This window comes from Pseudomonas sp., from assembly GCF_002796985.1.
GTDB lineage: Bacteria > Pseudomonadota > Gammaproteobacteria > Pseudomonadales > Pseudomonadaceae > Pseudomonas.
In genome coordinates this window covers 45646-69270 of sequence record NZ_PEKX01000024.1, presented here as the reverse complement: position 1 = coordinate 69270, position 23625 = coordinate 45646, and the positions used below count along the sequence as shown (strand labels likewise).

Below are 23625 nucleotides of genomic sequence, written 5' to 3'. Positions count from 1 at the left end.
AAAATATTCTAAAAAAGCTTTCATGATCAGCGCTGTCACGCTGATCCAGCGGGGGTGGATCCTGTCTATGGAGGGGCCATCTGCGTGAGAGGTCATTGTCAGGTCAATTTTCAAGGTTTCACATTATAAAAATCGTATAACTACATGAAATATAATTATATTTAAGCGAATTTCTGCCTCGCTGCACGAATCAGGCGAGGCTTGGTAAGCTGGAGCCTTTCCATCATTGGGAGGTCGTCATGATCGGTCTCAGAAGCTTGGCGGCCATTGCTTGTTGCGCCCTGGCGACGCCGGTGTTCGCGCAGAAGCTCTCCGGGCAGGAAGTGCCGCCGCGCTACCAGAGTCAGCCCCAGTGGCAGCAGTCACCTCCAGTGACCCAGCGCATTTACATCAGCCCAGGCACGAGCGGCAGCGTGGAGAGCTCTTCCCGCTGGCAGCGCAATGACGGTTATGGTGGCGTTCAGGTGCCACGTGGCTATGGCGAGACGCGCTCGGGCACGGTGATCATCGACCAGGGCAGCGGTGGCATTCGCCAAAGCATCAAGTACCCCAACGGTGCGGTCTATCCACGCGGCAATGGTTATTACCAGCAGCAGTAGGTCGGATCAGTCGATCAGGTCGTCACGGGTCAGGCGGGATTTGCGCAGGCCACCGTGGCTATAGAACAGCCCGGTATCGCCGCGCCAATGAAAGAGTGTGGCGAGAAATGCGGAGCTGACCCGGCCCACATCCCAGCTACGGAGTTTGCGGTAGGCCCAGAGCCAGTTGTCGTCTGCGGAAGAGTCGCTCATGGAATCGTCCTTGATTCGGCAAGCGGGGAAAGTGCATGGGACATTAGTGCGCCTGATGGGCCTTCGCAAGTCGCTGCACCCGCAACCGCGACCTGCGAAATCGCCCGCGCTTCAGACGGTGCTGACCGCCTTGGACTCCTCGACGTATTCCTTCAGCCAGCGCAGGACTTCCACGGCATCCCAGCGACTGGGATCGAACATGGCGTAGGCCTGGCCCTGGTAGCCCACCACATCCAGCGGGCGGTGATAGCCGGCGCGCTGCATCAGGGCCTCGATTTCCGCGAAGCACACATTGAAGTGGGTACGGCTGAAGGGCGTCTTGCCCTCTGTGACCAGCCCCTCCAGCAGCAGTTCCGTCACCGCCTCGCTGACTTCTTCGATGGCCATGTGGTTCACCGTGTATTTCAGCTGATGGATGCTCACCATCGCTTGCTCCTCAATGGGGTTCTGGCCCATGCCCTGTGATTCGAGGTGATCGACGTAGCCAATGGACTGCGGCCTTTCGTCGAGGTTTATAAAATTTTCGCAAAATACTGTATGCATGAACAGTATTTTCTCCTAGTATCTCTCTCGCGGTCTGACAGAAACCCTGAAGTGCCCGTCGCCACTGGCTTGACGGGCACTCTTCGAAGAACAGGAGCGATGGCGATGCTGCAGAAACTCATGCTTTGCGCAGGCGTTGTGATGCTGGTGGGCTGTGCGCAACCCCAGGCAGATGTCCCGCGCGCCAACGGCGCCTACCTCATCATCGAGGGCAAGGAGGCCTGGGCCGTGCTGGTGGCGGACGGTAAGCGCATCGAGGAGCGCGGCACCGTACGCGACGCCATCCGCCTGCCGAAGGAGCGTTCGGCAATCGCCGCCAGCTATGTGATCGACACGCCCAACTGCGGCCGTCTGCAATGGCTGACCGAAGGCGAGGGCGACTCCATCGTGCGCCTGTCGTCTCGGGGTGAGGCAGCAGACTTGTCGTCCTGCGGCATCAGCGATGGCCTGAGCCGCGTATGGACCGCCCTCGATTACTCGAGCTGATCGAAATCTCCTACAAATTGTGTCAACTGCCGTGTACTTCACATTTTTTTCACACTTCGCGGCAGAGTATGAAAACCAGCTAAGGGATTAGCTCCCCATCGAAAAGCCCGCTTGATTGCGGGCTTTTTATTGCCTGCCGATCAAGGTCGGCTCGCCCGCCTGACGCTGCGTGACTAAGGTGAAACTCCACGGAGAAGGGGAGATACAGATGCAGCGAGTACTTGCGGAGCGACTTTGGACCGCAATCGGCGGCCAGGCCGAGCGCGTGAGCCACCTGGCCTTTCGCAGCGAAGGCTCGCTGCCTTCGGCGTTCTTCGCCACCGAGCTGGCCGCCGCCAGCATCGCCAGTGCCGGAATGGCGCTGGGTGAGTGGCTGGAGCCCGAAGCTGGCTCCGCCACGCAGATGGTCGTGGACCGTCGTCTGGCATCTTTCTGGTTCTCCACCTCACTACGCGCCCAGGGCTGGACACCTCCTGACCTGTGGGATGCCATTGCCGGTAACTACCGCTGCCGTGACGGCTGGATTCGCCTGCACACCAACGCCCCGCATCACCGCGCCGCCGCCCTCCGGGTGCTCGGGACCGACAATGATCGAGATCGGGTTGCTGCCGCCGTGGCGAGCTGGAACGCGGGCGAGTTGGAATTGGCGATCGTGAAGGAGCGAGGTTGCGCGGCACAGATGCGATCCTGGGAGGTCTGGCAGCAGCATCCGCAGGGCGTCGCCGTGGCGCGGGAGCCGCTGGTGTTGCGCGAGATCCAGCTGACGTCTGCGCCATCCCTGGATATCGAGATCGACCGTGAGCGCCCGTTGGCTGGTTTGCGTGTACTGGACCTGACCCGTGTGCTGGCCGGGCCGATCGCCACCCGATTCCTCGCCGGTTTCGGCGCGGAGGTCCTGCGCATCGATCCGCCGGACTGGGATGAACCCGGCGTCGTCCCGGAAGTGACTCTGGGCAAGCAGTGCGCGCGACTCGATCTGCGGCTGCCGGCGGACCGCGAGCGCTTCCAGGTGCTGCTCGCCAGCGCTGACGTGCTGGTACACGGCTATCGGGCCGATGCCCTGGATCGCCTGGGGTTCGGTGCCGACGTGCGCCGGACCATTGCGCCGGGGCTGGTGGACGTCAGCCTGAATGCCTATGGCTGGTCGGGCCCCTGGAGCGAAAGGCGCGGTTTCGACAGTCTGGTGCAAATGAGCACCGGCATCGCCGAAGCGGGGCGCATCTGGCGGGGCGAGGACAAACCCGTACCCTTGCCGGTGCAGGCGCTCGATCACGCCACCGGCTACCTGATGGCTGCCGCCGCTCTACGCGGCCTGGCAGAACGCCGGCGTAGCGGGCGGGGTAGTCGCTGGCGGCTGTCGCTGGCGCGCACGGCGCAGTGCTTGCTGGACGCGGGCGTATCGTCGGTCGGTGCGATCGAGCTGGCGGCGGAGACGACTGCCGATCTGGCGCCCGGCCTCGAGATGACGCCCTGGGGCCCTGCACGACGCCTGCGTCCGCCACTGCAGGTCGCTGGCTCGCCGCTTTACTGGGAGTTGCCGGCCTCCGAGCTGGGCTCGGCGCCGGCAGCCTGGCAGTCAGTCAGCCCCGACTGACCTGGAACGCCTCGCCGGTGGCGAAGAAGGCACCGCCGGCCTGGTAGTGAATGGTGCGCAGATCATCGCTGGGGAAATGCCAGCGGCCGTTGGAGAAAGCGCGCTCATCGGCGTAGGCGGCGACCACTTCGGCGATGAACAGGTCGTACTTCTCCTGGTTGTGTGGCTCGCTGAGCACCTTGCATTCCAGATAGGCCACGCAGCCATCCACCACCGGCGCGTCGACCTGCTTCGCCCGCGAGGTGCGGATATCCAGGCTGTCGAATTTGTTGCCCTCGCCGCCATTGCTCGTACCCACTGCCAGGGTCAGCTCGGCCTGCTGGCGCGTTGGTAGCTGGATGACGAAGGTGCCGGAGCCTTCCACCAGATGGCGCGACCAGGTATTGCGGTCGAGCACCAGCATCAGCTTGGGCGGATCGAAATCCAGCGGCATGACCCAGGCAGCCGCCATGACGTTGGCGACACCGTCGTGCTCGCTGGTAACGAGAGTGCTGGGGCCGTGGTTGAGCAGCAGGTAGGCCTTGTTCAGCGGCACGTCTTTCAGGTGGTTCATGCAGTGGTCCTCAGGGCCGGATCAGAGCAGCAGGCCATCCACCGGCTTCGGTGGTTCGGGCAGGTCGGTCTCGCCGAGGATTTCCAGCACGGCGATTTCCAGGCTGCGGCTCATGGCGTCCAGCGGCAGGTCGTTGGGTTGGGTGTCGAACGGATCGGCAATCTGGTCGCCCAGGGCGTCCAGGCCAAAGAAGGTGTAGGCCAGCACGCACACTGCCAGCGGGGTGAACCAGCCAATGCTGTCCACCAGGCAGAAGGGCAGCAGGAAGCAGTAGACGTGCACGATGCGGTGCAGCATCAGAATGTAGGGGTAGGGGATCGGCGTATTGCGGATGCGCTCGCAGCCGCCCAGTACGTACGACAGCCTGGTCATCTGCTGGTCTATGGCCGCCAGGGTGATGTCGCTGGCGCCACTCTTGCGGCCATGCTCGGCGAAGCGCTGGCCCAGGTTGCCGAGCAGGACGTTGGTCGGGGTGTTGCTGCCGGCGAGGGCAATGGCTTCCTCGCCCATCAGGCGGCGTACGTCTTCGCTTTGCGGGTTGCCGCGTAACTGATCGCGCAGGGCGTAGGTGAAGGCGATCAATTGATTGCACAGCTGGCGGCGGCCTTCGGCGTCCAGGTCTGGCAGCAGCGAGCGGGTCTGCCGTGCCAGGTTGCGGGTCACGATCAGCAGCTCACCCCAGAGCGTGCGGGCTTCCCAGAAACGCTGGTAGGCCACGTTGTTGCGGAAGCCGAGGAAGATCGCCAGCGTCAGGCCCCAGAGGGTGAAGGGCGTGGAGGTGATGACCACCTTGTAGTGGTAGAGCGTGCCGTGGGTGGCGACTACCAGGGAACTGAGCAGGACCGTGTAGAGCACCTTGCGCCAGATCGCCGGGATGATCGATCCCTTGAGGGAGAACAGCAGGACCCAGAGTGTCGGGGTTTGCGGGCGGAGGATCATCGAGCGGCTACCGGGTGAGGCGGAGCGCGCATGATAGCGGAGTTAGGTGGGTTGCTGTGTGCTGGAACGGGCAGCCCTTGTAGGAGCGAGCTTGCTCGCGAACAGCCCTGCTGCGAGGAGGTTCGCGAGCAAGCTCGCTCCTACGAAGAGCGAATTCTCAGTCCTGCTGGTAGAGCTTGACGATGGCCGAGAAGTCCAGCTGGCCGTTACCCTGGTTGCTGAAGGTCTGGAACAGCTGCTGGGCCAGTGAGCCGAGCAGCACCGGCTGGCGCACCTGGCGCGCGGCTTCGCTGGCCAGCCCGAGGTCCTTGAGCATCAGGTCGGTGCCGAAGCCACCGCTATAGCCGCGCGCCGCCGGGGCACCGGTGAGCGGATTGTTCACCTCCGAGCTCCAGCAGCGGCCGCTGGAGGTGTTGATGATCCCGGCCAGCACGTCGGCGTCCATCCCCAGTTTCACGCCCAGCGACATGGCTTCCGCCACGCCGATCATGGAAATGCCCAGCAGCAGGTTGTTCGCCACCTTGGCCACCTGGCCGTTGCCGGTGCCGCCGCAGTGCACGATGTTCTTGCCCATGGCCGCGAGTACCGGGCGGGCGCGCTCGAAGTCGGCCTGCTCGCCGCCGACCATGAAGGTCAGGGTGCCTGCGGCGGCACCGGCGGTGCCGCCGGAAACCGGTGCGTCGAGCATCGGGTTGCCGTGGGCGTGGGCGGCGGCGCTGACCTCGCGGGCGTTCAGCGGGTCGATGGTGGACGAATCGATCAGCAGCACGCCGGGCTGCACGTTGGCCAGCAGGCCGTCGTCGCCGAGGAAGACCTGCTTCACGTGGGCGGCGGCGGGCAGCATGGTGATGATCACCTCGACATCGTCGCGCGCCACTTCGGCGGGGGATGGCAAGGCGCGGGCGCCGAGGGCAACGGCCGCTTCCACGGCCTTGGCGGAGAGATCGAAGACGCTCAGGTCGAAGCCGGCCTTGAGCAGGTTGGCGGCCATGGGGCCGCCCATGTTGCCGAGTCCGATGAAACCGATGCGCATGGGGTGATCCTCTTCTTCTTGTTCGGGGCGCCCGGTCGATCAGGCGCGAATGGAGGTGCCCGCCCGCGTGGTGCCAGCCCGGACCAGCATCCCTGCGGAAGTCCGGATTGGCTCGGGGCGAGCGGGCGGGCAGGCTTGCCTTGTTCCTGGTAGGTGATGGCTACTTGAGGTTGATGGTGGTGTTCACCGCACCGCCGACCTCGTTCTCGTCGAACCAGCGTTCAGTGACGGTCTTGGTCTGGGTGTAGAACTGCACCACCTGCTTGCCGTACGGGCCCAGGTCGCCCAGCTTGGAACCGCGCGAACCGGTGAAGGAGAACAGCGGCACCGGCACCGGAATCGGCACGTTGATGCCTACCTGGCCGACGTCGATCTCTTCCTTGAAGTGCCGTGCGGCGGCTCCCGAACGGGTGAACAGCGCGGTGCCGTTGCCGTTGGGGTTGGCGTTGATCAGCTCGATGGCCTCGTCGAAGGTCTTCGCCGACACCACGCAGAGCACCGGGCCGAAGATTTCCTCGCGGTAGATGGTCATTTGCGGGGTGACGCCGGAGAACACGGTCGGGCCGACGAAGTTACCCTTGGCGTAGCCGGCGACCTGCGGATTACGGCCGTCCAGTTCCAGCTTGGCGCCTTCCTGGGTGCCGCGCTCGATCAGGCCGCTGACGCGGTCCAGCGCTGCGCAGGAAACCAGCGGGCCGACATCGGTGTTGGCCTCGGTGCCGCCGCTGACCTTGAGGGTCTGCGCCTTGGCCACCAGGTCCGGGATCCACTCGTTGGCTTCGCCCACCAGAATCGCCACCGACAACGCCATGCAGCGTTGCCCGGCTGCGCCGAAGGCGGCGCCGGCGATGGCGTTGAGGGTCTGCTCCTTGTTGGCGTCGGGCAGCACGATGGCGTGGTTTTTCGCGCCCATCATGCACTGCACGCGCTTGCCGGCCAGCGAGGCGCGGTTGTAGACGTGGGTGCCGACGCGGGTGGAGCCGACGAAGGAAACGGCCTTGATATCCGGGTGGTCGCAGATCGCGTTCACCACGTCCGGGCCGCCATGGATGACGTTGAGCACGCCTGGCGGCACGCCGGCTTCATGGGCCAGTTCGACCAGGCGCATAGTCACCATCGGGTCCTGCTCGGAAGGCTTGAGAACGAAGGTATTGCCGGTGGCAATGGCCATCGGGAACATCCACAGCGGGATCATCGCCGGGAAGTTGAAGGGCGTGATGCCGGCACAGACGCCGATGGGTTGCAGGATGGAGAAGGTATCCACGCCGCTGGCCACGTTGTTGGCCAGCTCGCCCAGCTGCAGGTTGCCGATACCCGCTGCGTGCTCGACCACTTCCAGGCCGCGGAACACGTCGCCTTCGGCGTCGGGCAGGGTCTTGCCCTGCTCGGCGGTGAGGATGGCCGCCAGTTCCTTCATGTTCTCGCGGATCAGTTGCTGGTACTTGAGGAAGATCCGCGCGCGGGCGCCGATGGGCGTCTTCTTCCAGGTCTTGAACGCGGCCTTGGCGCTGGCCACCGCGCGGTCGACTTCCTCGGGTGTGGCGAAGGGCACACGGGCGAGGACTTCCTGGGTGGCGGGGTTGATCACCTCGCGCCATTCGGTGGTGGTGGACTCGACGGGCTTGCCGTCGAGGAAGAGTTTGACGGTCGGGACGGCAGTTGCGGTCATCGGGATTCTCCCAGCCTGAGGCTTTCTTGTTGTCTGGAACGATCCTAGCAGTGCATTTTTGATGAGTTCAATGCGGTGATGTGCAAGTATGGTCTGCATTTTTGCAGATACAGAGCGCAAACAAAGAGCGCGCGATGGGCGCACAGGGCGGCACACGCCGAGGTGATCATGGATTGGGACAACCTGCGTTTCTTCCTCGAGCTCTCCCGTGCGGGAAAGCTCACGGTGGCGGCTCGGCGCCTGGGCGTGGATCACACCACGGTCGCCCGCCGCCTGCAGGCACTGGAGAAGAGCATCGGCGCGCAACTGCTGGTGCGCGAGCCCGCCGGCTATCGGCTGACCGAGGCCGGGCACGGATTGCTACCGCAAGCCGAGGCGATGGAAAGCGCCTGCAAGGTGATCGAGAAACGCCTGGCTGGCGCCGAGGACAATCTTTCCGGCAAGGTGCGCATCGGCGCCACCGAGGGTTACGGCTCGACGCTGCTGACGTCACAGTTGGTGGAGCTGAACCAGCGTCACCCGCACCTGGGCGTCGACCTGCTGGCGGTGCCGCGCGCGCTGCAGCTGTCGCGCCATGAAGCGGACATCGTCATCACCCTGGAGCGCCCCGGTCGCGGGCCCTACATCATTACCCGGCTGACCGATTACGTGCTGCGCCTCTACGCCTCGAAGGACTACCTCGCCGAGCGCGGGCCGATCCGCAATCGCGACGACCTGCGCGAACATGCGCTGGTGGGCTACGTCGACGACTTGCTGTACAGCAAGGAGCTGCAATACCTCGACGAGATCGGCCGGCCGCTGCACATGGCGCTGCGCTGCACCAGCATCCTCGCCCAGCAGCGCGCGGTGGCGGAGGGTGCGGGGTTGGCGATTTTGCCGGCGTTCGCGGCAGCCGAGGACCCGTCGCTGCAGCCGGTACTGGCGGGCGAGATCGAGTTCGTGCGGACTTTCTGGATGCTGATGCCCACGGAGCTCAAGGACATCGCGCGGATGCGCACCACCTGGGATTTCCTGCGCGAGAAAGCGGAGGGCAGCCAGGAGGCGCTGATGGGACGGGGAGCGTAGGGCGCATCAATCGGAACGATTTATCCGCCGAAAGGGGGCTGGCAGAGGGGAAATGTCATGCCTGCGCGCCGAGACGGCGGATAACGCCCTGGGGCGTTATGTGCCCTGCGGGCTGCCAAGTGATCGTGTGTGGCTGCCAGATCGGCGCCGGGTGCTCTTGTAGGAGCGAGCTTGCTCGCGAACCAAGGTCACCGGTAATGGCGGGCGTAAAGCGGGTTCGCGAGCAAGCTCGCTCCTACAGGGAGTGGCATGGCTCGCTCTTTGTGGAGCGAACTTGCTCGCGAACGGGCTATCAGGCCAGGCCGACGTAGAGGTTCTGCACGTCGTCGTTGCCGTCCAGGGCATCGAGGAAAGCTTCGACTTCTTCCAGTTCCGCGTCGGACAGGCTCACCGGGTTCTTCGCCTTGTAGCCGAGCTTGGCCGAGGCGACGGTGAAACCGTGCTCGGGCAGGGCGCGGCAGACGGAGTCGAGGTCGGTGGAGTCGGTAAGGAACAGCGTGTCGCCGTCTTCCTCACCCGGCTCGAAATCCTGGGCGCCGGCTTCGATGGCAGCCAGTTCCGGGTCGGCGTCAGCGCTGGCCGGGGTGGCTTCCACCAGGCCCAGGTAATCGAAATCCCAGGCTACCGAGCCGGAAGCGCCCAATTGGCCCTTGCGGAACAGCACGCGGATTTCCGCGATGGTGCGGTTCACGTTGTCGGTCAGGCACTCGACGATCACCGGCACGCGGTGCGGGGCGAAGCCTTCGTAGACCATACGCTCGAAGGTCGCGGCGCCGTCCAGCAGGCCAGCGCCCTTCTTGATGGCGCGCTCCAGGGTATCGCGGGGCATCGAGGCCTTCTTCGCCTGCTCGACGACCAGGCGCAGTTTCGGGTTCATGTCCGGGTCGGCGCCATTGCGCGCGGCGATCATGATTTCCTTCGACAGTTTGCCGAACACGCGGCCCTTGGCGTTGGCGGCGACTTCTTTATGTTTGGCTTTCCACTGGGCGCCCATAGTGATCTCTTGCTGGCGGTTGCTGATGGGCGGCAAGTTTAAGGCCTCGCGCGGGCTCTGGCGATATTTGCGAAGATATCCGGCAGCTCAGCGCTCCACCGGCACCGCGAACACCGCGCTGGCCTGGGCCACCACTTTGTCACCCACCGACAGCAAGGCGTTGGCGAAGGCCATCTGCCGGCCGCGCCGGCAGTGCAGCAGGCGGATGCTCAGCCAGTCGCCGATCTGGGCACTGGAAACGTAGTCCAGGGTCAGGCTGGCGGTCACCAGCGGTTGCGGTGGTTGGCTGGCGAAGGCCATGGCGTAGCCCATGCCGATGTCCGCCAAGGTGGCGAGGATGCCGCCGTGCACGCCGCCGCGGCTGTTGGTGTGGCGCTCATCCAGCAGCAGGCCGAGCTCCAGCGACTCGCCTTCGCCGCGCACCAGGAACGGGCCAAGCAGGTCGAGCAGCGGGTTGCGCCGTTGCAGCGGCTGGAAGCCTTCGGGGTAGCCCAGATCGGCGATCGCATTCATTGCCAGCCTCCGGTGTGCTGCTGCAGCACGGCGCGCACGGTTTCGATGACCCGTTGCGGTACCTGGTAATCCGGATGCGCGCGGAACACCGCCGCCGCGTCCGCCAGGCGGGTGAGGGCGAGCAGCTCGCTTTCCGCCTTGCGCGTATCGCTGGCGCCGGGTGGCAAGGCCAGTGCTTGGCGCTCGCAGGAACAGGCGGCCTGCGCGTTGACCAGCCCGCAATGCTGGTGCATGAACTCGTCCAGTCGCTGGCGTGCCCGCGACAGGCGCTTGCGGTAGGTTGCCGGTTCGATTTCCAGCACTGCCGCCGCCGTCTCCGAGTCCAGCCCGAAGGCGATGTCGAGTACGTAGGCCAGGCGTTGCTCGCGCTCCAGGCACATCAGCATGCCCTGGGTGCAGGCCAGTGCAATGCGCTCGGCAGCCAGCTTGTCCGCCGGCTCCAGCGGGCGCGCGTTGGCCTCGGCCAGGCGCAGGCCAAGGTCGAGTTTGTCGGCCAGGGCTTCCAGCGACACGGTCGGCGTCTCGCGAACCTTGGTGCGCGCCGTCAGCAACGCGTTGCTGGCGATGCGGAAGGCCCAGGTGGAGAACAGGCTATCGCCACGGAAGCTGGCGAGGTGCGTGGTGATGCGCAGGAGGATTTCCTGGCTGGCGTCCTGGGCGTCTTCGCGGCGGCCCAGCATGCGCAGGGCGAGGTTGTAGACCGGTGCCTGCAGGGCCAGCAGCAAGGCGTCGAGGGCGGCCGGCTCGCCCTGCTGGGCGCGTTGCAATTGCTGCGGGTCGATGGCGGGAAATTTCACGGTGTCCTCCTGACGTGCCGGACGAAGTGCCGGCTGTTCTTCCTTGGACTCGGCGGCCGCGAGTTTTGTGACCGCCAGGCCGCCAGAGCCGAAAAATGTGCCTGGGAGCCTTGGTAGGAGCGAGCTTGCTCGCGAACCGTCCAGGCGCCTTGGCTGCCGGCAAATCCGTTCGCGAGCAAGCTCGCTCCTACAGGAGGGCGTCAGCCCTGCGCCGAGAGAAAAGTGTACAGCCGCTCGTCCAGCGAGTGCGCGACGTTGAAGCGCATCCACGGCACGCTGCGGCCGTCGGGCATGAACAGCTGGCCGGGGAACAGCAGGATCTTCGCTTCCTTGGCGCGGCTGGCGAGCAGGGTGGCATCGTCCACCGCGCGATGCCGGGCCCAGAGGAACAGGCCGGCGCGCGGTTCGTGGAAGATTTCCAGGCCGGCGCCCTCCAGGCGCCGCGCCACGCTGTCGTGGGCTTCGCCGAGCTGGTCGCGCAGCTGGCGCACGTGTTTGCGGTGGCGGCCTTGCAGGAGGATGTCCAGCGCCAGGGTTTCGGTGAGTTCCGAGCTGGTCAGGCCGCTGACCATCTTCAGCGGCACCAGCTCTTCGATCAGCTCCGGGTGCGCGGCGATGAAGCCGGTGCGCAGCGCCGGGGCGATGACCTTGGACAGGCTGCCGATATAGATCACCCGCGCCAACTGGTCGAGGTTGGCCAGGATCAACTGGCCGGCGGGGTCGAGGTCGGCATAGATGTCGTTCTCGACGATGAGGAAATCGTACTTCTCCGCCAGTTGCAGCAGGCGGTGCGCGGCGGCGAGCGACAGGCTGCCGCCGGTGGGGCTCTGCAGGCGTGCCTGAGTGAAATAGACCTTGGGGCGGTGCTCGCGGGCCAGTTGCTCCAGACGGTCGAGGTCCAGCCCGTCGGCGCTGCGCGGCACGCCCAGCAACTGCGCACCCTGCAGGCGCAAATTGAGGAACAGGTTGTGATAGCCCGGTTCGTCGACCAGTACCGGATCGCCGCGCTGCACCAGGTAGCGCACCGTCAGGTCCAGCGCCTGGCTGGCGCCGGCAGTCAGCAGAATCTGCTCGGGGCTGGCGGCGACGCCGGCATCGCCCAGGCGATCAGCCAGTTTGCCGCGCAGCTTGGGGTTGCCCTTGCTGTGGCCGTAGTTGCCGAACTGTGTCGGCTCTTCCCGCGCCAGGCTGCGCAGGCCGCGCTGCAGGCCTTCGCCGTCGAGCCAGTGCTCGGGCAGCAGGCCGACGCCGGGGCGCAGCTCCATGCCCAGTGGCTGGAAGACCTTGTGCAGCAACAGGTGCGCATCGAAGTCGAATTCCGGCGGCACTTCGCTGCTGGCACTGTCGTCGACCAGCGGGCCGCGCACGTAGAAACCGGCGTTGGGCACGGCGTTGAGGCAGCCGCGCGCCACCAGCCGGTCATAGGCCTCGACCACGGTGAAGTGGCTGACGCCATTGGCCTGGGCGAACTTGCGGATCGAGGGCAGCTTGGCGCCAGCGCGCAGGCGCTGCTCGTCGATGGCCTGGGCGATGCCGTCGACGATCTGGCTGACCAGGGGAATGTCCGAGGTGGGGTCGAGCAACAGCATCCGAAGGTCCGATTCTGGTGTGGGTGAGCGGCGGGGCAATCTGTACAGGTCGGTGGACCATAACAGCACTGCAAATTCTGCGTTGTCCCTGTGCATGGTGCGGGCCGGGTGCGCCCAGCACACTCGGTCACGTGAAGCGGCAATCCGCCGCACCGCCTGAACACTGCATAAGAACAAAGGGACAGCCCGCCATGCGTGACACAGCTTACAATATCGATCCGTCGAGCATTTCCGCCGAAGAGTGGCAGGCGCGCTGCGACCTCGCCGCGCTGTACCGACTGATCGCGCACTTCCGCTGGACCGACCACATCGACACCCACATCTCCGCACGGGTGCCCGGCGAGCCAGGCCACTACCTGATCAACCGCTATGGCGTGCTGTTCCACGAAATGCGCGCCTCCGACCTGGTGAAGGTCGACCACGCCGGCGACGTCATCGACCCGCGCTTCGGCCCGAAAAGCGTCAACCGCGCCGGCTTCAACATCCATTCCGCGGTTCACGCCGCCCGTGAAGACGTGGCCTGCGTGATCCACACCCACACCGCCGCCGGTATCGCGGTGTCCGCCCAGGAAGACGGCCTGCTGCCGATCAGCCAGCACGCGCTGAAGTTCTACGACCGCCTGGGCTACCACGACTACGAAGGCATCGCCCTGGACCCGGCCGAGCGCTCGCGCCTGGTCAACGACCTGGGCAGCCACATGGTGATGATCCTGCGCAACCATGGCCTGCTGGCCACCGGGCGCTGCATCGCCGAAGCCTTCAACCAGATCTACTTCCTCGAACGCGCCTGCCAGGCACAGGTCCAGGCCCTGACCGGCGGCCGCCAGCTGCGTTACCCGCCGCACGCCGTGTGCGAGCGCGTGGCGGTGCAGGAAGAGGAAGCGCTGGTCGACGGCCTGCACCTGCTGGCCTGGGAATCGGCGCTGCGTCTGATCGAGGACGGTGCGGCCGTCTACCGGAGCTGACCCTGTTATCGTGCCCCGGTCCGCAGAGACCGGGCGCCTGCGTGCTTTATGCATCTGCCAACAACAAAGCCAAGAGGTGGAAATGAAAAACCCGATTCTGGGAGCCCTGCTCATGGGCGTGGCGTCCGGCGCCATGGCCGCTGACCTGACCGTGATCTCCTTCGGAGGCACCAGCAAGGATGTGCAGACCGAAGCCTTCTACAAACCCTTCGAGAAGAAGGAAGGAATGAAGGTGATCGCCGGCGAGTACAACGGCGAAATGGGCAAGATCAAGGCCATGGTCGATACCGGCAGCGTCAATTGGGACGTCGTCCAGGTGGAAGGCCCGGAGCTGCTGCGCGGCTGCGAAGACGGCCTGTTCGAGCCGCTCGACCCGGCCATCCTCGGCAAGGCCGAGGACTACGTACCCGGCACCATCTCCGACTGCGGCGCCGGCCTGCTGGTCTGGTCGATGGCCATGGTCTACGACGGCAAGCGCTTCCCCAACGGCCCGACCGGCTGGACGGACTTCTGGGATACGCAGAAATTCCCCGGCAAGCGCTCGCTGCGCAAGGGCGCCAAGTACACCCTGGAAATCGCCCTGCTGGCCGACGGTGTGAAGAAGGAAGACCTGTACAAGGTGCTGGCGACCAAGGAGGGCGTTGATCGCGCCTTCAGGAAACTCGACCAGATCAAGCCGTCGATCCAGTGGTGGGAATCCGGTGCGCAGCCCATGCAGTTCATCGCCAGCGGTGACGTGGCCATGAGTACCGCCTACAACGGTCGCGCCTTCGCCGCTCAGGAAGAGGGTGCGCCGATGAAAGTGGTGTGGAACGGCAGCCTGCTCGCCATCGACTCCTGGGCGATCCCCAAGGGCAGCCCGAACAAGAAGGCCGCCGAGGACTTCATCGCCTTCTCGCTCCAGCCCGAGCAGCAGAAGATCCACACCGTGAAGCTGGGCTACGGCTCGGTGAACCTGGGCACCACCAAGCTGCTGGATCCCAAGCTGCTGGAGCGCCTGAACACCGCTCCGGAAAACCTCGAACAGGCCGTACCGGTGAACTTCGAATTCTGGGTGGACCACGGCGAGGACCTGGAACAGCGCTTCAACGCCTGGGCGGCGAAGGGCTGAGTCGAATCGCTGGCGCGGCCTGCCTGCGATCCGCCGGCAGGGCCAGCGTCAGACAGGTTCGCGAGCAATAACGATGGCGTCTCCCTCGTTCCTACAGGGCGCACTCCTTGTAGGAGCGAGCTTGCTCGCGAACCGCACTCTGCCGTGGTCAGTCAGACCTTGCGCCACACGCTCGCCAGCCAGGGCTGCTGCTCCCGCGGCAGGCCGGCGGGGCGGTAATAGTGCTCCAACTCGCGGAACCCCGCGTCCTCCAGCAAGCGAGTCCAGTTTTCCAGGTCGTGGTAGGAGCCGTAGCGCCCGCCATTCCAGCCTTCCTGGTTATCCCCGCGCGGATTGGAGCTGAACAGCACGCCGCCCGGCTTGAGCGCCGCATGCAACTGGCGCAATACGCGCGGTAGTTCGCTGCGCGGGACGTGGAACAGGCTGGCGTTGGCATAGATGCCGTCGAAGCGCTCAGCCGGCAGGTCGAGCGCCAGGAAGTCCTGCTGCCAGACCTCGCAGCCGCTGGCCTCGCGGGCCATGGCCACGAAGTTCGCGCAGCCGTCCAGGCCCACCGGCTCATGCCCCCTACTTTTCAGCGCGCACAGATCGCGCCCCGGACCACAACCGAAATCGAGCAGGACGAAGGGCGCCTCACCCTGGATATGCCGCAGCAGCGCGGCAATATTCTGGGCGACGTCGTGGCCCCAGGTGCCGTCGCGGAAGGACTGGGCGCTGTCCTGGTAGTGCTGCAGGGTGACGCGGGAGATGTCCCGCAGGATCGGGTCTTCGGTGCTCATGACGCAGGCCGCTGGCAAGGGGAGGCCTTCATTCTACGTGTGCCATCCCTATTCGCCGAGGCGAAAAAAAGCGCGGCGCAACCCGTCAGGGCTGGCCGCGCAATCACGCTCAACTGAAAGTCGGGTGGGCAGCTCGTCAGAATTGCTCGGCGCGCAGCTCGAACAGGCTGTCGCTGCCGGCGCGGATCGAACCGGCCAGGGACTCGGTGCGCGGCAGCAGGCGGGCGAAGTAGTAACGCGCGGTGGCCAGCTTGCCGCCATGGAAGTCGTCATTCTGGCCGAGGCTGGCCTGCGCCATGCGCGCCCAGAGGTAGGCGTAGGCGGTGTAGCCGAACAGGTGCAGGTACTCCACCGAGGCGGCGCCGATCTCCTGCGGCTGGCCGGCAGCACGCTCGCGTACCTGGCGAGTGACGGATTCGAGCAGGTCCAGCGCATCCAGCAGCGGTGCGGTGAAGGCGTTCATTGCCGCGTCGGTGGCAGCGTCGGCGAAGGCACGGATTTCATCCGCGAACAGCGCGAGTGCCTGGCCGCCGTCGGCGATCACCTTGCGGCCCAGCAGATCGAGCGCCTGGATACCGTTGGTGCCTTCGTAGATCTGCGCGATGCGCACATCGCGCACCAGCTGCTCCTGGCCCCATTCGCGGATGAAGCCGTGGCCGCCGAACACCTGCTGGCCATGGATGCAGCTTTCCAGCCCGGTGTCGGTGAAGAAGGCCTTGGCGACCGGCGTCAGCAGGGCCACCAGTGATTGAGCGGTATTGCGCTCGGCGGCGTCTTCGGCGTACTTGGCGAGGTCCAGTTGTTGACCAACGTAGGTGGAGAAGGCGCGGCCGCCTTCGGTCAGCGCCTTCATGGTCAGCAGCATGCGGCGCACGTCGGGGTGCACGATGATCGGGTCGGCGGCTTTTTCCTTCGCCACCGGGCCGCTGGCGGCGCGGCTCTGCAGGCGTTCGCGGGCATAAGTCACGGCGCTCTGGTAGGACATCTCGGCGCAGCCGATGCCCTGGATGCCGATGGACAGGCGCTCGTAGTTCATCATGGTGAACATCGCCGCCAGGCCCTTGTTCAGCTCGCCCACCAGCCAGCCGGTGGCGCCGTCGAAGTTCATCACACAGGTGGCCGAGGCCTTGATGCCCATCTTGTGCTCGACCGAGCCGCAGGACACAGCATTGCGCGCGCCGAGCGAGCCATCGGCCAGCACCGGGAACTTGGGCACCAGGAACAGCGAGATGCCCCGCGAGCCGGCCGGGGCGTCGGGCAGCTTGGCCAGCACCAGGTGGATGATGTTCTCCGTGAGGTCCTGCTCGCCGCCGGTAATGAATATCTTGGTGCCGGTGACGCGGTAGCTGCCGTCGGCCTGCGGTTCGGCGCGGGTGCGGATCAGCCCCAGGTCGGTGCCGGCATGGGGCTCGGTCAGGCACATGGAACCGGCCCATTCGCCGGCGTACATCTTCGGCAGATAGGTCGTCTTGAGCGCTTCATCGGCGTGGGCGTCCAGCGCCAGACAGGCGCCGGCCGAAAGGGTGGAGTAAAGGCTGAAGCTGGCGTTGGCGCCGTACATCATTTCCTCGAACTGCACCGAGAGCATCTTCGGCATGCCCATGCCGCCGTATTCGGGGTTGCCCGCCAGGCCGACCCAGCCGCCTTCGGCATAGGTCGCGTAGGCCTCGCGGAAGCCGGCGGGGGTGCGCACGTCGCCGTCGCTGAACTGCACGCCTTCCTCGTCGCCGCTGCGGTTGAGCGGGGCAAGCAGGCCGCCGGTGATCTTCGCCGCTTCTTCGAGGATGGCGTCGGCGGTGTCGGCGTCGATGCGTTCGGCCAGCGCCGGCAAGCGCGCCCAGAGGGCAGGGGCGTCGAACACTTCGTCGAGCAGGAAGCGCATGTCGCGCAGGGGAGCGTTGTATTCAGGCATGGCGGACTCCGGCGCGCCCCGCTGCGGGGCGCGCACGATGGCAGGCGAAGGGTGGGGTCAGAGGGCGTTGGCCCAGTCGCGCAGGACGAACTTCTGGATCTTCCCGGTGGAGGTCTTGGGCAGGTCGGTGAACACCACGGTGCGCGGGACCTTGAAGCCGGCCAGGTGCTCGCGGCAGAAGTTCATGATGTCCTGCGGCTCGACCGCCGCGTGCTCGCCCTTGAGGGTAATGAAGGCGCAGGGCGTCTCGCCCCAGCGTTCGTCGGCGCGAGCCACCACGGCTGCCTCCATCACGGCCGGGTGGCGGTAGAGCACGCCCTCGACCTCGATGGTGGAGATGTTCTCGCCACCGGAGATGATGATGTCCTTCAGGCGGTCACGGATTTCCACGTAGCCGTCCGGGTGCCAGACCGCCAGGTCGCCGGTGTGGAACCAGCCGCCGGCGAAGGATTCCTCGGTGGCGGTAGGGTTCTTCAGGTAGCCCTTCATCACGGTGTTGCCGCGCATGAAGATCTCGCCGATGGTCAGGCCATCGCGCGGCACTGGCTCCAGGGTCTTCGGGTCGGCGACCATCACGCCCTCCAGGGTCGGGTAGCGCACGCCCTGGCGGGATTTGATGCGGGCACGTTCGTCCAGCGACAGCGCGTCCCACTCCTCGTGCCAGGCACAGACGGTCACCGGGCCGTAGACCTCGGTCAGGCCGTAGACGTGGGTGACCTTGATGCCCATTTCCTCCACCGCGCCAATCACCTTGGCCGGCGGCGCCGCGCCGGCGACCATGGCGTGCACCGGGTGGTCGATGGCCGCCTTGGCCGATTCGGGCATGTTGATCAGTGCATTGAGCACGATGGGGGCGCCGCACATATGGGTAACCTGGTGCTCGCGGATCAGCGTGAGGATCTTCTGCGGATCGACCCGACGCAGGCATACGTGGGTGCCGGCCAGCGCGGTGACGGTCCAGGGGTAGCACCAGCCGTTGCAGTGGAACATCGGCAGGGTCCAGAGGTAGACCGGATGCTGGCCCATGGACCAGGTCATCTGGTTGCCCAGCGAGTTCAGGTAGGCGCCACGGTGGTGGTAGACCACGCCCTTGGGATTGCCGGTGGTGCCCGAGGTGTAGTTGAGGGAGATGGCGTCCCATTCGTCCTGCGGCCACTGCCAGGCGAACGCCGGGTCGCCCTCGGCGAGCAGTGCCTCGTAGTCCAGCGGGCTGACGGCCTGGCCTTCGCCGTATTCGGGGTCGTCCACATCCACCACCAGCGGCGGGTGGTCGAGCATGCCCAGGGCGGCGTGGATCACGTCATGGAACTCGCGGTCGGTGATCAGCACCTTGGCTTCGCCGTGCTGCAGCATGAAGGCGATGGCCTCGGCGTCCAGACGCACGTTGAGGGTATTGAGCACGGCGCCGATCATCGGCACGCCGAAGTGCGCCTCGATCATCTGCGGGGTGTTGGGCAGCATCACTGCCACCGTATCGCCGCGGCCGATGCCACGGGCGGCGAGGGCGGAGGCCAGGCGGCGGCAGCGCTGGTAGGTTTCCTTCCAGGTGCGGCGCAGGCTGCCGTGGATGATCGCGGTACGTTCGGGGTAAACGTGGGCGGTGCGTTCGATGAAGCTCAGCGGCGACAGCGCGATGTGGTTGACGGCCGCGCGCGGCAGGCCCTGTTCGAAGATCGACATGTGGACACCCTGTGGCTGATTGTTAGCTCATTGTTCTGTTGTGACCCGTGGAGCGCTTGGCAGCAGGCGGGTCGTGACCGGTGCGGCAGGCTGTCGCCCGGTCATTGCCGCGTTTTATAGCAATCTCGAATTGGATATGGAAGTTAAACCTAAGGTGTATGGTATAAGTACTATATCTGTTTGACGTGCCTTCGAGCCTCTCCCATGTCCGAGCTGAATACCCTGGTCCGCCTGGTGCGCGAACAGGCACCTGCCGCCGTGCAGGCCGACGCCTTGCAGCGGCTTTGCCTGGAGCGCGACGGCGTGGAGCGCGCGCTCTACGTCGAATGGCAACCGCGTAGCCAGAGCTTCGAAGCGCTCGCCGGTGCCGCGCGCCTGCCGCCGGGCAGTGGCGATCCGTTGCAGGCCAACGACCTGGCGCTGCTCGGGCGCCTGGGCGAGGGTGCCCGGCTGCCGCTCAAAGACCTGCTGGATGTGTCGTGCTGGCTCAGTGGCCGCCTGCGTCGCGCTGGCTGGAGCCAAGGGCTGGCGCTGGTCCTGCCGTTGCGGGCCGAGGGCCAGGGACTGTTGCTGGTGGAATACGCCGGGGTGGAAGCCGAGGGCTGGCTGGGTTGGATCGGTGAACTGCTCGCGGAAGTGCTTGCCCTGGCCCGACAGGCCCGCCGCACGGCGCCGCTGCTCAGCGCCGATCCGCAGCCGGCGCTGGTGCTGGCCGAGGCGGGCGTGCCAGTGGACTGCAACCAGGCCTTGCGCCAACTGCTCGCGGAATTTCCCGGCAGCGAGGCGCACGACCTGCTGCCCAGCAACCACGCGCAGTTGCTGCGCACCTGCCTGGAGCAGGGGCGGGCGGTGCACGAGGTGACCGGCGAGCATCAAAGCCGGCAGTTCCTCTGGAGCTTCGTGCCGATGCCCGCCGAGCGGCAGGCGCTGGTCCACGGCCGCGAGGTCACCGCACCGCTGCGAGAACAACGCGAGGCAGCCAAGGCCAGTCGGCTGTACCGGCAGATCATCGAGAACACCACCGACCTGATTTCCCGCCGCACCCTCGACGGCCGCCTGCTCGACGTCTCGCCGGCCTCCTGGACGCTGCTCGGCTACTGGCCGGAAGAGCTGCGCGGCAAGGAACTGCTGCCGCTACTGCACGAACAGGATCGCCAGCGGGTGGCCGAGCGCACCCGCGACGCGCTGGTGCAGGACGGTTACGTGACCCTGACCTACCGCCTGCGCCACCGCGACGGCCACTACCTGTGGTTCGAGACCGCCAGCCGCGCCATCCGCGAGACCTATACGGGCCATGTGATGGAAGTGGTCAGCGTGTCCCGCGACATCACCGCGCGGGTGCAGGCCGAGGAGGGTTTGCGGCGTCTGGCCGAAGTGGTCGAGGCCAATACCGACCTGGTGCTGTTCATCGATCCGGGCGGCCGCGTCACCTACCTCAACCCTTCGGCGCGGCGCGCTCTCGGGCTGGAGGGTGACGCATTGCCATCGTCAGTTGCCGAAGTGCTCGATGAAGGATTGCTGACGAAGCTCGAAAGCGAAGGTTGGGATATCGCCCGAAGCGGCGGCGTGTGGAGCGTCGAAGGGCGCTTGCGCGCTGGGGCCGGGCGCAGTGCCGCGCCATTGTCGCTGGTCCTGCTGGCGCACCGCGCGGCGGGTGGCGAGCGCTACTACTCGCTGGTGGCCCGTGACATGACCGAGCGTGAACTGCGCGAGAACCAGCAACGCCGCCATCAGGACGAACTGGCGCATACCGCGCGCCTGGTAACCCTGGGCGAGCTGGCCTCGGGTATCGCCCACGAGATGAACCAGCCGCTGGCCGCCGTGATGAACTACGCCAGCGCCAGCCAGCGCTACCTGAAGAATCTCGACAGCCAGCCGGACGCCGCGCAGCGCGTGGCCCAGGGGCTGGCGCAGATCGTCGAGCACACCGCCCACGCCTCCGAAGTGATCCGCCGCCTGCGGGCCTTCCTGCGCAAGGGCCAGCGGCGCATGCAGGCGCTGGACCTCAACCAGGTGGCGCGCGCTTCGCTGGGCCTGTGCGCCTGGGAAGCGGCCAGCGCGGAGGTGGCGGTCAGCGAGGCGTTCACGGAGAATCTGGCGCCCGTCTACGCCGACCGTGTGTTGCTGGAGCAGGTGTTCCTCAACCTGTTGCGCAACGCCATCGAGGCCAACCGCGAGCGCCATGCCGGCGAGCCCTCGAATGTGCGCATCGGCAGCCGCCGCGACAGTGACGGGCAGCTCTGCGTCTGGGTGGAAGACGAAGGGCCGGGGGCCAGCCACACGGCGCTGGAACAGATGTTCACGCCGTTCTTCACCAGCAAGCCGGAAGGCCTGGGGCTGGGGCTGTCCATGAGCCGTGGCATCGTCGAAGGCTTCGGCGGCACGCTGGAGGCTATTACGGCGCCCACCGGCGGCCTGCGCCTGGAATGCCGGCTGCCGGCGGGGAAAACCGAACAATGACGGAGACAGCGATGGATGCGGCAGTGGTGTATGTGGTGGACGACGACCAGCGAATGCTCGACTCGACGGTCTGGCTGCTGGAGTCGGTCGGCCTGAAGGCGCGGCCATTCACCAGCGGCCGCGAGTTCCTCGACGCCTGCCCGAACGATGCTCACGCCTGTGTGTTGCTCGACGTGCGCATGCCCGGTCTCGGCGGCCTCGCGGTGCAGGAAGAGATGCGCCGGCGTGGCCTCGAACTGCCGGTGATCTTCGTCAGCGGCCACGCCGACGTGCCCATCGTCATCCGTGCGTTCAAGGCCGGTGCGGTGGACTTCATCGAGAAGCCTTACAACGAACAACTGCTGCTGGACAGCGTGCAGCAGGCGCTCAGCTCTCGCGAGCATCAGCAGGCTTCACGCTCGGGGCTGGGTGAACTGGAGGAACGGCTGGCCGCGCTGACGCCCCGCGAGCGTGATGTATTGCTGCCCTTGGTGCGTGGCTACACCAGCCGCGAAGTGGCCGAGCAACTGGAAATCAGCGTGAAGACCGTGGACTTGTACCGTGCACGGGTGATGAAGCGCATGCAGGCCGGGACGTTGTCCGATCTGGTGGGCATGGCGATCGCGGCCGGCCTGGTCGATCCGCTGCAGTTGCGCCCGGAATAACGGGCTCCCGGCATCGCCTCCCCGTAGGAGCAACTGTCTTTGTGCCGGTTCACTTCGTGCCAGCTTTTCCCCCTCACCCCAGCCCTGGCTGCGCGCCCCGCTCAGAGGGAGAGGGAGCAGATTGTGCCGGCTGACGCTGTAGTTTCATCCTGCACCGAACGGTCCCCTCTCCCTCAGGAGCGGGGCGCGCAGCCAGGGTTAGGGTGAGGGCAGGCCCGAGCGCTGGAGTATCACTGTAGGAGCAACTGCCTTCTTCTGAACCCCCCGTACCCGTGATTTCCCTCTCGCGGGGAGAGGGCCGGCCCTGGCGCGCTCTTGCAGGGGAGTTTGAAAGTTGGCCTCGGGGCGCGGTGACGGAAGGGGCGACTCTAGACTGAGGCGTTGCCATTACGGATCGCCAGGATGTCTATCTCCCGAAACCTGTTCGCCTTGGATTGGCCCGCACTTGCCAGACAGCTCGACGCCGACGGCCACGCCCTGATCCCCGGCTTGCTGGACAGGGCGCAGTGCGAAAAGCTCCGCGCGCTCTACGATCAGGACGCGCCATTCCGCAGCCGGGTGATCATGGCCCGGCACAATTTCGGCCTCGGAGAGTACCGCTACTTCGCCTATCCCTTGCCGGCGCTGCTGCAGGCGCTACGCGAAGCTCTCTATCCACCGCTTCGTGCCATCGCCAACACCTGGCACGAACGCCTGGGCACTGGCATCCATTACCCGCCAGAACATGCCGACTTCCTCGCCCAATGCCATGCTGCCGGCCAGCAGCGACCGACGCCGCTGCTGCTGCGTTACCGCGCCGGCGATTACAACTGTTTGCACCAGGACCTCTACGGGGAGTTGGCCTTCCCGTTGCAGGTGGCGATCCTGCTGTCGCGACCGGGCGCGGAGTTCGAGGGCGGCGAGTTCGTCCTCACCGAGCAGCGCCCGCGTATGCAATCGCGGGCGAGCGTGGTGCCATTGCAGCAGGGCGACGCCGTGGTGTTTGCCGTGGCGCAGCGCCCGGTAGCGGGCGTGCGCGGCTATCACCGGGTCAACCTGCGCCATGGCGTCAGCCGTCTGCATACCGGCGAGCGCTTCACCCTCGGGGTGATCTTCCACGATGCGTTGTGAGGAGTAGCATGGATCGGTCCAGGGAGACGGGAGGTCGACATGCACTACGAAGTGATCCAACGCCACCGTAGCGAATACCCCGCGCCTATCACCTTCAGCAGGGGCGCGCCGTTGTTCGTCGGTGAGCGCTACGAAGGCGCCGAGGGCTGGGAAGACTGGTACTTCTGCTCGACCCCCGGCCAGCGTGAAGGCTGGGTACCAGCGCAGGTGTTCAACATGACTGCGCCGGGAGCGGGGGTGGCGATGGAGGACTACACCGCCCGCGAACTCGACGTGGAGGTCGGCGAGCGGCTCGAAGGCGGCCGCGAGCTGGGCGGCTGGCTCTGGTGCAGCCGCACGGGCGGTGAGGCGGGCTGGGTGCCGCTGGACTGCCTGCAGGAAGTCAGCGCCTGACCCTG

General features: G+C 66.0%; 23 protein-coding genes. 10 read left to right on the top strand and 13 right to left on the bottom strand.

Going from position 1 to position 23625, the window contains the following annotated elements; all coding sequences use genetic code 11:
• Nucleotides 1–239: 239 nt before the first annotated feature.
• Nucleotides 240–599: a hypothetical protein gene (locus CTR55_RS26805; protein WP_296291541.1), complete on the top strand. Its 360-nt coding sequence runs from the start codon at nt 240–242 to the stop codon at nt 597–599.
• Between the two features lie 6 nt (nt 600–605).
• On the opposite strand, the gene CTR55_RS26800 is transcribed toward CTR55_RS26805, so the two are convergent.
• Entirely contained in the window at nt 606–791 is a 186-nt protein-coding gene (locus CTR55_RS26800; protein WP_296291540.1) for a hypothetical protein, read from the bottom strand.
• A gap of 111 nt (nt 792–902) precedes the next feature.
• Nucleotides 903–1217, bottom strand: a complete 315-nt coding sequence (locus tag CTR55_RS26795) for a transcriptional regulator (RefSeq protein ID WP_296291539.1) — start codon at nt 1215–1217, stop codon at nt 903–905.
• Between the two features lie 222 nt (nt 1218–1439).
• Between CTR55_RS26795 and CTR55_RS26790 the strand changes: the two genes are divergently transcribed.
• Together CTR55_RS26790 and CTR55_RS26785 are read left to right on the top strand one after the other, a co-directional pair.
• Nucleotides 1440–1820 carry a hypothetical protein gene (locus tag CTR55_RS26790; RefSeq protein WP_296291537.1) on the top strand — a complete coding sequence of 127 codons (381 nt, stop codon included), beginning with the start codon at nt 1440–1442 and terminating at the stop codon, nt 1818–1820.
• A gap of 208 nt (nt 1821–2028) precedes the next feature.
• Nucleotides 2029–3414 (top strand): CoA transferase, encoded by a 1386-nt coding sequence (locus tag CTR55_RS26785; protein WP_296291535.1) that lies wholly within the window; start codon nt 2029–2031, stop codon nt 3412–3414.
• On the opposite strand, the gene CTR55_RS26780 is transcribed toward CTR55_RS26785, so the two are convergent.
• From CTR55_RS26780 to CTR55_RS26765, 4 genes are all read right to left on the bottom strand, one after another.
• Entirely contained in the window at nt 3401–3967 is a 567-nt protein-coding gene (locus CTR55_RS26780; RefSeq protein ID WP_296291533.1) for a flavin reductase family protein, read from the bottom strand. The two genes, CTR55_RS26785 and CTR55_RS26780, sit on opposite strands and share 14 nt — an antisense overlap.
• Nucleotides 3968–3988: 21 nt before the next feature.
• Nucleotides 3989–4906, bottom strand: a complete 918-nt coding sequence (locus tag CTR55_RS26775) for a bestrophin family protein (protein ID WP_296291531.1) — start codon at nt 4904–4906, stop codon at nt 3989–3991.
• Nucleotides 4907–5063: 157 nt separating this feature from the next.
• On the bottom strand, nt 5064–5939 hold the full coding sequence (mmsB, locus tag CTR55_RS26770) for a 3-hydroxyisobutyrate dehydrogenase (RefSeq protein ID WP_296291529.1): 876 nt from the start codon (nt 5937–5939) through the stop codon (nt 5064–5066).
• A 160-nt stretch (nt 5940–6099) separates the two neighbouring features.
• Nucleotides 6100–7608: a CoA-acylating methylmalonate-semialdehyde dehydrogenase gene (locus CTR55_RS26765; protein WP_296291527.1), complete on the bottom strand. Its 1509-nt coding sequence runs from the start codon at nt 7606–7608 to the stop codon at nt 6100–6102.
• A gap of 168 nt (nt 7609–7776) precedes the next feature.
• On the opposite strand from CTR55_RS26765, the gene CTR55_RS26760 reads away from it, so the two are divergent.
• Complete coding sequence (locus CTR55_RS26760) at nt 7777–8673, top strand: LysR family transcriptional regulator (protein WP_296291524.1); 897 nt, start codon at nt 7777–7779, stop codon at nt 8671–8673.
• A 292-nt stretch (nt 8674–8965) separates the two neighbouring features.
• On the opposite strand, the gene CTR55_RS26755 is transcribed toward CTR55_RS26760, so the two are convergent.
• The 4 genes from CTR55_RS26755 to CTR55_RS26740 form a co-directional block, all read right to left on the bottom strand.
• Complete coding sequence (locus CTR55_RS26755) at nt 8966–9667, bottom strand: YebC/PmpR family DNA-binding transcriptional regulator (RefSeq protein ID WP_296291522.1); 702 nt, start codon at nt 9665–9667, stop codon at nt 8966–8968.
• 87 nt (nt 9668–9754) lie between these two features.
• Nucleotides 9755–10180 carry a PaaI family thioesterase gene (locus CTR55_RS26750; RefSeq protein ID WP_296291520.1) on the bottom strand — a complete coding sequence of 142 codons (426 nt, stop codon included), beginning with the start codon at nt 10178–10180 and terminating at the stop codon, nt 9755–9757.
• Entirely contained in the window at nt 10177–10977 is an 801-nt protein-coding gene (locus CTR55_RS26745) for an RNA polymerase sigma factor (RefSeq protein WP_296291518.1), read from the bottom strand. The genes CTR55_RS26750 and CTR55_RS26745 overlap by 4 nt, the downstream gene beginning before the upstream one ends.
• A 200-nt stretch (nt 10978–11177) precedes the next feature.
• Nucleotides 11178–12566, bottom strand: coding sequence for a PLP-dependent aminotransferase family protein (locus tag CTR55_RS26740; protein WP_296291516.1), 1389 nt, complete (start codon nt 12564–12566; stop codon nt 11178–11180).
• A gap of 191 nt (nt 12567–12757) precedes the next feature.
• Between CTR55_RS26740 and CTR55_RS26735 the strand changes: the two genes are divergently transcribed.
• Both CTR55_RS26735 and CTR55_RS26730 read left to right on the top strand, forming a co-directional pair.
• Nucleotides 12758–13531, top strand: coding sequence for a class II aldolase/adducin family protein (locus CTR55_RS26735; RefSeq protein WP_296291514.1), 774 nt, complete (start codon nt 12758–12760; stop codon nt 13529–13531).
• Between the two features lie 82 nt (nt 13532–13613).
• The gene (locus CTR55_RS26730; protein WP_296291512.1) at nt 13614–14642 is read left to right on the top strand and encodes an ABC transporter substrate-binding protein; all 1029 of its coding nucleotides are present in this window, start codon (nt 13614–13616) and stop codon (nt 14640–14642) included.
• Between the two features lie 152 nt (nt 14643–14794).
• Here CTR55_RS26730 and CTR55_RS26725 read toward each other — a convergent pair whose 3' ends face one another.
• The 3 genes from CTR55_RS26725 to CTR55_RS26715 form a co-directional block, all read right to left on the bottom strand.
• Entirely contained in the window at nt 14795–15421 is a 627-nt protein-coding gene (locus tag CTR55_RS26725) for a class I SAM-dependent methyltransferase (RefSeq protein WP_296291510.1), read from the bottom strand.
• Nucleotides 15422–15557: 136 nt separating this feature from the next.
• Entirely contained in the window at nt 15558–17333 is a 1776-nt protein-coding gene (locus tag CTR55_RS26720) for an acyl-CoA dehydrogenase C-terminal domain-containing protein (protein WP_296291508.1), read from the bottom strand.
• Nucleotides 17334–17390: 57 nt separating this feature from the next.
• Nucleotides 17391–19013 carry an acyl-CoA synthetase gene (locus CTR55_RS26715; RefSeq protein ID WP_296291506.1) on the bottom strand — a complete coding sequence of 541 codons (1623 nt, stop codon included), beginning with the start codon at nt 19011–19013 and terminating at the stop codon, nt 17391–17393.
• Between the two features lie 204 nt (nt 19014–19217).
• Here CTR55_RS26715 and CTR55_RS26710 point away from each other — a divergent pair, with 204 nt between their 5' ends.
• From CTR55_RS26710 to CTR55_RS26695, 4 genes are all read left to right on the top strand, one after another.
• A complete protein-coding gene (locus tag CTR55_RS26710) occupies nt 19218–21473 on the top strand; it encodes a PAS domain S-box protein (RefSeq protein ID WP_296291504.1) in 2256 nt (751 codons plus the stop codon).
• Nucleotides 21470–22117 carry a response regulator transcription factor gene (locus CTR55_RS26705; protein ID WP_296291502.1) on the top strand — a complete coding sequence of 216 codons (648 nt, stop codon included), beginning with the start codon at nt 21470–21472 and terminating at the stop codon, nt 22115–22117. The genes CTR55_RS26710 and CTR55_RS26705 overlap by 4 nt, the downstream gene beginning before the upstream one ends.
• A gap of 402 nt (nt 22118–22519) precedes the next feature.
• Nucleotides 22520–23227, top strand: a complete 708-nt coding sequence (locus tag CTR55_RS26700; RefSeq protein WP_296291500.1) for a 2OG-Fe(II) oxygenase — start codon at nt 22520–22522, stop codon at nt 23225–23227.
• Between the two features lie 39 nt (nt 23228–23266).
• Entirely contained in the window at nt 23267–23620 is a 354-nt protein-coding gene (locus tag CTR55_RS26695; protein ID WP_296291498.1) for an SH3 domain-containing protein, read from the top strand.
• Nucleotides 23621–23625: the final 5 nt, after the last annotated feature.